Source organism: Cetobacterium sp. ZWU0022, assembly GCF_000800875.1.
Taxonomy (GTDB): Bacteria; Fusobacteriota; Fusobacteriia; order Fusobacteriales; family Fusobacteriaceae; genus Cetobacterium_A.
Map to the genome: position 1 here is coordinate 1 of NZ_JRJZ01000011.1, position 7,830 is coordinate 7,830.

Sequence of the window (7,830 nt, forward strand, 5' to 3'; positions counted from 1 at the left end):
CCGGTCTTGAAAACCGGCGTCGCAAGACTTCAGAGTTCGAGTCTCTGACCTTCCGCCATAAAGGATGGTGAAGTGGCAGAGTGGCCTAATGCACTCCCCTGCTAAGGGAGAGTACGGTTAATCCCGTACCGTGAGTTCAAATCTCACCTTCACCGCCATTATAAAGATAATTTGAAGGTAGAGTAACTACCTTTTTTTTATAACTAAAATGTGCATCCGTGGCTCAATTGGATAGAGCACCTGACTACGGATCAGGGGGTTAGGGGTTCGATTCCTCTCGGGTGCGCCATAAAAAGTAAAATTAAAAGACAGCAAAAGCTGTCTTTTTTGTTTTTCTACTATTATTATATATCTATTTTCTATAAGCGTTTCCAGCTAATCCAACAGCAATTTTAGCAGCAGTAAGTTTTTCTCTGGCAATAGCTCTAGCTTTAGTAGCGCCTTTAGCTAATACTTCTTCTACATATTCCATATTATTAGCTAACTCTTCTCTTTTCTCTCTAGCCTCTTTAAAGTACTCAAGAATAGCATTTAAAAGTTCAGTTTTAGCATGACCATAACCGTAGTTTCCAGCTACAAACTTAGCTTTCATCTCTTCGACTTGCTCTTTTGTAGCGAATAATTCATAAAGTTTAACAATGTTGTTATCTGGATTTTTAGGCTCTTCTAAAGGTGTAGAATCAGTAACAATACTCATAACTTGCTTTTTAAGTTCTTTTTTAGAAGCAAACATGTTAATTGTATTACCATAAGATTTGCTCATTTTCTGTCCGTCAGTTCCAGGAATAACAGCTAAACTTTCTAAAATCTGTGGTTCAGGAAGTTTAAATAGTTCAACCTCATATTGTTGATTGAATTTTATAGCTATATCTCTAGCCATTTCTAAATGTTGTTTTTGATCTTTACCAACAGGAACAACATCAGCATCATATAGTAAAATATCTGAAGCCATAAGAACAGGATAAGTTAAAAGTCCTGTATTTGGAGTGAATCCTTTCGCTACTTTATCTTTGTAAGAGTGACCTCTTTCTAAAAGTCCAACAGGAGTGATATTAGATAATAACCACATCAATTCAACATGCTCAGGAACATCTGATTGTAAGAAAATCGTTGATTTTTCAGGATCAAGTCCTAGAGCTAAATAATCTAATACAATGTTGTAAGAATTTTCTCTTAAAGATTTTGGGTCAGTAAGAGATGTTAGTGAATGGTAATCGGCTATAAAATAAAACCCTTCAAATTTTTCTTGGTTTTCTATAAATTGTTTCATGGCACCAAAATAATTACCTAAGTGTAAAATTCCACTTGGTTGGATACCAGATATACTTCTTTTCATAAGCACTCCTTTAAATTTTAATATATTTTTATACTTTTAAGTTTACATTATTTTTATAAAATTATCAATAACAGCAGGAAAAATCTTGTTAAACTACGAAAAATTAAATATAATTAAAAAAAAGATGGTGAGGTGAATTATGGAAAAAAATATATGTAGTTTCAGAGAAATGATAAAAGAGAAGAGAATGATTGATTCAATGCTTGCATTACTTCAGTGGGATTTGGAGACACAAACACCAAGAGGTGGTTATAAATTACTCTCTGAAATGATAGGAGAATTAAGTTTAAAAAGTTATAATTTAACTACATCAGAAAAATTTTTAAAAATTATCCAAAAGCTAAAAAAGGGTGAAGATAAATTAGATGAAGTGATTAAAAAAGAGATAGAGCTGTTAGAGGAAGAGATTTCTAAAATAAAAGTAATACCTCCAGAAGAATATAAAGCCTACTCGGAGCTTACAGCTAAAGCTCAAGGGATTTGGGAGATTGCTCGTGAAAAAAATGATTTTGAAAGTTTCGCACCTGTGTTAGAACAGATTTTTAATTATAATAAAAAGTTCATTGAATACAGAGGTGAAAAGGGTGATGTCTATTCAACTATTTTAAATGATTATGAAAAGGGAATGGATGCAAAAAAATTAGATGTATTTTTTAAAGAGTTGAAAAAAGAGATTGTTCCTCTTTTAAAAGAGATAAAAGAAAAAGATCGAAATTTTTCAGATAAATTAAATTTTAAAGTTGGAAAAATAGAACAAAAGAAGTTTTCAAAGGAGATTTTAAAGTATATTGGTTTTGATTTAGATAGAGGTGTATTGTCAGAAAGTGCCCATCCTTTTACTTTAACAGTTGATAAAAATGATGTAAGATTGACAACGAGATATTTTGAAGAGTTACCTTTTTCGAGTATTTATAGCACTATTCATGAAGGTGGACATGGGATATATGAGCAAAATATAGCCGATGATATTAAGGATACATTGTTGGCAGATGGAGCTTCGATGGGTATTCATGAATCACAATCAAGATTTTATGAAAATGTGATTGGTAGAAGTAGAGAGTTCTGGTATGGTATTTTAAATAAAAGTAAATCTAAGTATGGTATGTTAGAAAACTTAACTTTAGATGAGATATACAAAGGTGTAAATGAGGTGTCACCATCATTAATAAGAGTAGAAGCGGATGAGTTGACATATTCACTTCATATAATGATAAGGTATGAGATAGAAAAAGGAGTTTTATCAGGAGAGTATTTGATTAAAGATTTGCCAAAGATATGGAATGAGAAAATGAAAGAATATTTAGGAGTGATTCCTAAGAATGATTCTGAAGGAATTCTTCAGGATGTACATTGGTCTTGTGGACTTATAGGGTATTTTCCATCTTACGCCTTGGGGAATGTTTATTCTATTCAAATTTTAAGAGCTATGAAAAAAGAGATTAATATAGAGGGAGCTTTAGAGAGGGGCGAACTTAAAGAGATAAAAAGATGGTTGGAAGAGAAAATTCATAGATATGGAAAATTAAAAACTCCAAAAGAGTTGATGGTTTCAATAACTGGAGAGGAATTAAATCCAGATTATTATATAGAGTATTTAAAAGAAAAATATAGAAAGATTTATGACTAGGAGGGAGATTGAATGAATTATTTTGTAGGGGTAGATATCGGAGGGACAAATAGTAAAATAGGACTATTGAATGCAGAGGGTGACATTCTAAAAAGTTGTAGCATAAAAACAGATTCAATAGAGGGTGTTGATTACACACTTAACAAAATTTGGGAAACTGTTTTAGAGATGGCTGAAGAATTAGATATAAGTAGAGATTTGATAAAAGGAATTGGTATGGGAATACCGGGGCCTGTTATTGATCAAAAAAAAGTTGCTTTTTTTGCTAATTTTCCTTGGGAGAAAAATCTTAACATAAGTGAAAAAATGGAAGATATTTCAGGAATAAAAACAAGACTTGATAATGATGTAAATGTAATAGCTCTTGGTGAAACATTGTACGGTGCAGGAAAAGGATATTCTAAAAGTGTAACAATAGCTCTTGGAACTGGAGTTGGTGGTGGGATATTTGTAGATGGTAAGCTTATTTCTGGAGCGACAGGTGCCGGTGGAGAGATTGGGCATATGAAGTTAGAGAAAGATGGTAAGCTTTGTGGATGTGGTCAAAAAGGGTGCTTTGAAACTTACGCTTCTGCAACAGGTGTGATAAGAGAAACTTTGTCTAGATTGCAAATAAATAAAACAAATGGAGTTTACAAAGCTATTGATGGTGATTTAAATAAATTAGAAGCTAAACATGTGTTTGATGAAGCTAAAAAAGGAGATCAATTTGCACTTGCAATAGTTGATTATGTGGCAGAGTATTTAGCTATGGGAATTGGAAATGTTTTGAATATTATAAACCCAGATGTCATAATTTTATCTGGTGGAGTAGCTTTAGCTGGAGACATATTATTGGATAAAGTAAAAGAAAAACTACCTAATTACGCACTTGCGATAACTGTTGAAAATTTAAAAATTAAATTGGGAGAATTAGGAAATGATGCAGGAATAAAAGGAGCTTCAGCCCTAACAATTTAAAAAATAAATATAAGTTAAGTATTTGTTGACAAAGCTTTATTAAAAGGTTAAAATACTCCTTGCGAAAAAAAATTAATTAAGGAGCTAAAAAAAGAAAATGAATCAAAACAATCATGTAAAAATTGAAGTAGCAGACCCTTCAGCATTAGGACTATTAGGTCTTGCAATTGTTACGTTAGTAGCATCAGCAAATAAGTTTGGAATTGTAAGTGGAGTATCATTAGTAATCCCTTGGGCAATATTCTTAGGAGCTTTTGTTCAGTTAATCGCTTGTTTAAATGATATTAAACATGGAAATGTATTTGGAACTACAGCATTTGGAGGATATGCATTCTTCTGGTTTGGTATGGCAATGAGCTGGATGATACAACTTGGAGTATTTGGAGAGGCTATGAAAGCTGCTGCAGACCCTAAGGCTTTTGGATTTGTATTTTTAGGATATTTAATATTTACATTATACATGACAATTGGATCAGTTGAAACAAACAAAACTTTATTAATAATATTTATATTAATCGATTTCCTATTTATAGGATTAGCAGGATCAGCATTTGGAATTGCTCCTCATGCAATGCACACTTTAGCATCAGTAGCTGAATTATTAATAGCTTTAATGTCATTCTACGGATCAGCTGCAAACGTATTAAATAAAACTTTTGGAAGAGAGTTTTTACCTCTAGGAAAACCTTTAGGAATCTTCAAAAAGTAATTGACAAAATAAGAAAAAGTGGATATAATAGATAGGTATAATAAATCCTTTCCCACAAAGGAACGCCGTTCGTTATATTAAAATAAATATAACTATTTTCGAGGAGGAAAAAAAACGTGAAAAAATACACTGCAATGCAAAGAAAAGAAGACGTTGTTAGAGAATTCGTTCAATACGACGCAGAAGGAAAAATTTTAGGAAGATTAGCTGCTGAGATAGCTAAAAAATTAATGGGTAAAGATAAAGTTTCTTACACTCCACACATTGATGGAGGAGACTTCGTAATCGTTACAAACATCGAGAAGATTGCTGTAACTGGAAAGAAATTAACAGATAAAGTATACTACAGTCACTCAGGATTCCCTGGTGGATTAAAAGAAAGAAGATTAGAAGAGATTCTTGCTAAGAATCCTAAAGAAGCTTTAATGCTAGCTGTTAAGAGAATGCTTCCAAAGAACAGATTAGGAAGAGAGCAGTTAACAAGATTAAGAATATTTGTTGGAGCTGAGCACGCTCATACTGCACAAAAACCAGTAAAGGTAGAATTTTAATTAGGAGGGATTGACAGTGGCAGAAATGATTCAATATAGAGGAACTGGAAGAAGAAAAACTTCAGTAGCAAGAGTAAGACTTATCCCTGGTGGAAAAGGAATCGAAATAAACGGAAAAACTATGGCAGAGTACTTCGGTGGAAGAGAGTTACTTTCTAAAATCGTTGAGCAACCATTAAACTTAACTGAGACTTTAGATAAGTTCGAAGTTAAAGTAAACGTAATCGGTGGAGGAAACGCTGGACAAGCAGGAGCTATCAGACACGGATTATCAAGAGCTTTAGTTGAAGCTGATGAGACTTTAAGAGGAGCTTTAAAAGCAGCTGGATTCTTAACAAGAGACTCAAGAATGGTAGAAAGAAAGAAATACGGAAAGAGAAAAGCAAGAAGATCTCCACAATTCTCAAAGAGATAATTGTTTTTATTCAAGAAGTTTTGCAGATACATTTATGTATCTGCTTTTTTTTATAATTTTTTAAGAATAAAAATAAAAAATAGAATCTGAAAATATTGATTTTAAAAAAAATTAGAAAGTTTATAGATATATATAATAAATTTAAAAATAAAAAAAATATATGCAGAAAAAGCGATGACTAAATGTTCAGTGATGCTATACTATACATAATCATGAAAAAGTTTGATATATATGAAAAAAAGATGAAGATAAATAAAAAAAATTGAAAAATCTAGACGTAAAAAAGTTGTAAAAAGTTTGAAAAAAATAAAAAAATGTTTACAAATAGATTAAAATATTGTATAAACTTAGGTAACGGGAGAAATTCAAAACGGGGATTTCTAAAAAAAAATTAACTGGAGGGAATTTATATGAAAAAGTTAGCACTTTTATTAGGTTCTTTATTAGTAGTTGGAGCAACTGCATCTGCGAAAGAGGCTGTAGTAGCACCAGTAGAAGTATCAAAAGAGGTTGTAGTTGTAGCTGAGCCTGTAGTTGAGGTTGTAACTGAGGAAGCTTTCAGACCAACTGGATACGTAGGATTAGAGTATAAAGCTTACGGAAAAACAGAAGGGCACGGAGACAAAGATACTTGGAATAAAAATGGAAATGATAGAGCTAGACTTCAAACAACATTTGGAATTCAAATGACTGAAAATTCTAGATTTGAAGGAAGAGTAAGAGATTATAGTAACTTGGAAACTGGAGCAAACAAATCTGGAAAAGATTATGATACAGAGACAAGATTAAGATATTTCTATAAGCATAGTGATGTACTAACTTCTAGAGTTCAATACAGACATGAGGAAGATAATTCACAAAACTTTGAGTATATGCTAAGAGTTAATGCTTATGAAAATAAAGGTGGATTATTATCTAAAGTTGTTTTAGGTCCAAAAGTATACCACTCAATGGCAGCTGATAATGGTGGAGCTTATACAAATGCAGTTGGATTAGATATTGAATATGCAGGTAACTTACCTCTAGGATTTACTTGGGATGGAACTTTATACTTAGATCAAAACTTCTATAATGAAGATGTAAAAACATCTGCAACTTCAACAACTAAAAAATCATTTGATGTAACTTGGGAGTTATATGTATATAGATCATTTGGATTATATGCATCAGAAACGAATAACGTAGACTTCAATATGGTGGCAGGATTAGATCCGTATAAATTTAGACAATACAGCAGATATTCATCAGCTAAGAAAGCAACAGAAACAGTAGATTCTGATGGAAAAGTTGTAGCAACAACTCCAGCAATATCAGCATCAACAACAGAGAAAAATACTTACGAAGCACAATTAGTTTTAGATGTAACAGCAACTCACCAATTTACACCATCTGTAAAATTAAAAGCAGGATTAGGAGCAGAGTATAGAAACTGGGATACTGTAAACGAATCTGAAGCTAAAGATTGGAGATGGCAACCATTTGCTTTTGCAGGTGTTAACGTAACATTCTAATAATATTAGAATTAGAAAATTATTTTAAATATAATTTCCTTGCAAAAAAATTGCAAGGAAATTTTTTTATAATTTAAGGAGGTTAATTATGAAGAAAAAAATTCTACTTATATTTTTTATATCTACATTATGTTTAGCTAACATTCCTAGAAGGGTTAATAGTAATATCGAGAAAAATTCTTTTACAAGAGATAATGCCAATTTGTACATTAGAGATCAAGAAAGAGCTTACAATAGAATATTGTCTTTAGGAAAAAAAGAGGGATTATCAGAAGAGAAAATTGATACCGAAGTTAAAAGATTGGAAAAAAGATACGGAGCTGATTATGAAATCATTTATAAAAATTTTTATTATAGCGTAAAAGAATTATCGAAAAATGAAAAGAAAATAGTAGAAGCAAAAAAAATAAATGAAGAAAAAAAAGAAGAATATAAAGAACTAATTAAAAAGAGTGAGTTGCCATCAGAGATAAGAGGTTATATAGAAAAAGAAGCAACAAATAAATATCCGGATAACTATTCTGAAAGAGTTAAGTATAGCGAAGAATTAATAAAATTTTATAATTTCATAAAAAAATAAAAAAAGTTATTGACGAAGTTTAAAAATTATGGTACTATATTTCTTGTGAGCGGGAAATACCGCAAACGAAGAAAAAGTGATAAGGACATTAACAACCGAATAGAGAAAATAGTCAGAAGTTATGAAAATAACAAAATGCCA

8 protein-coding genes and 2 tRNA genes are annotated in these 7,830 nt (G+C 31.5%); 9 read left to right on the top strand and 1 reads right to left on the bottom strand.

The genetic code is table 11. The features are described from left to right. Positions 1 to 66: 66 nt before the first annotated feature. Positions 67 to 158: transfer RNA gene (locus L988_RS00295), tRNA-Ser, on the top strand. Between the two features lie 54 nt (positions 159 to 212). Then, a tRNA-Arg gene (locus L988_RS00300) sits at positions 213 to 289 on the top strand. 63 nt (positions 290 to 352) lie between these two features. Here L988_RS00300 and trpS read toward each other — a convergent pair. Then, a complete protein-coding gene (gene trpS / locus L988_RS00305; RefSeq protein ID WP_047380404.1) occupies positions 353 to 1,336 on the bottom strand; it encodes a tryptophan--tRNA ligase in 984 nt (327 codons plus the stop codon). Between the two features lie 139 nt (positions 1,337 to 1,475). On the opposite strand from trpS, the gene L988_RS00310 reads away from it, so the two are divergent. The 7 genes from L988_RS00310 (at position 1,476) to L988_RS00340 (ending at position 7,689) form a co-directional block, all read left to right on the top strand. Continuing rightward, the gene (locus tag L988_RS00310) at positions 1,476 to 2,963 is read left to right on the top strand and encodes a carboxypeptidase M32 (protein WP_047380406.1); all 1,488 of its coding nucleotides are present in this window, start codon (positions 1,476 to 1,478) and stop codon (positions 2,961 to 2,963) included. A gap of 12 nt (positions 2,964 to 2,975) precedes the next feature. Next, a complete protein-coding gene (locus L988_RS00315; RefSeq protein WP_047380408.1) occupies positions 2,976 to 3,923 on the top strand; it encodes an ROK family protein in 948 nt (315 codons plus the stop codon). Positions 3,924 to 4,020: 97 nt separating this feature from the next. Further along, positions 4,021 to 4,632 carry an acetate uptake transporter family protein gene (locus L988_RS00320; RefSeq protein WP_047380410.1) on the top strand — a complete coding sequence of 204 codons (612 nt, stop codon included), beginning with the start codon at positions 4,021 to 4,023 and terminating at the stop codon, positions 4,630 to 4,632. A gap of 116 nt (positions 4,633 to 4,748) precedes the next feature. Continuing rightward, positions 4,749 to 5,183: a 50S ribosomal protein L13 gene (gene rplM / locus L988_RS00325; RefSeq protein WP_047380412.1), complete on the top strand. Its 435-nt coding sequence runs from the start codon at positions 4,749 to 4,751 to the stop codon at positions 5,181 to 5,183. Positions 5,184 to 5,208: 25 nt separating this feature from the next. Then, positions 5,209 to 5,598, top strand: a complete 390-nt coding sequence (gene rpsI, locus L988_RS00330; RefSeq protein ID WP_052191602.1) for a 30S ribosomal protein S9 — start codon at positions 5,209 to 5,211, stop codon at positions 5,596 to 5,598. Between the two features lie 410 nt (positions 5,599 to 6,008). Next, positions 6,009 to 7,109 carry a hypothetical protein gene (locus tag L988_RS00335; protein WP_047380417.1) on the top strand — a complete coding sequence of 367 codons (1,101 nt, stop codon included), beginning with the start codon at positions 6,009 to 6,011 and terminating at the stop codon, positions 7,107 to 7,109. An 88-nt stretch (positions 7,110 to 7,197) separates the two neighbouring features. Continuing rightward, positions 7,198 to 7,689, top strand: a complete 492-nt coding sequence (locus L988_RS00340) for a hypothetical protein (protein ID WP_047380419.1) — start codon at positions 7,198 to 7,200, stop codon at positions 7,687 to 7,689. The last annotated feature ends 141 nt before the right edge of the window (positions 7,690 to 7,830 follow it).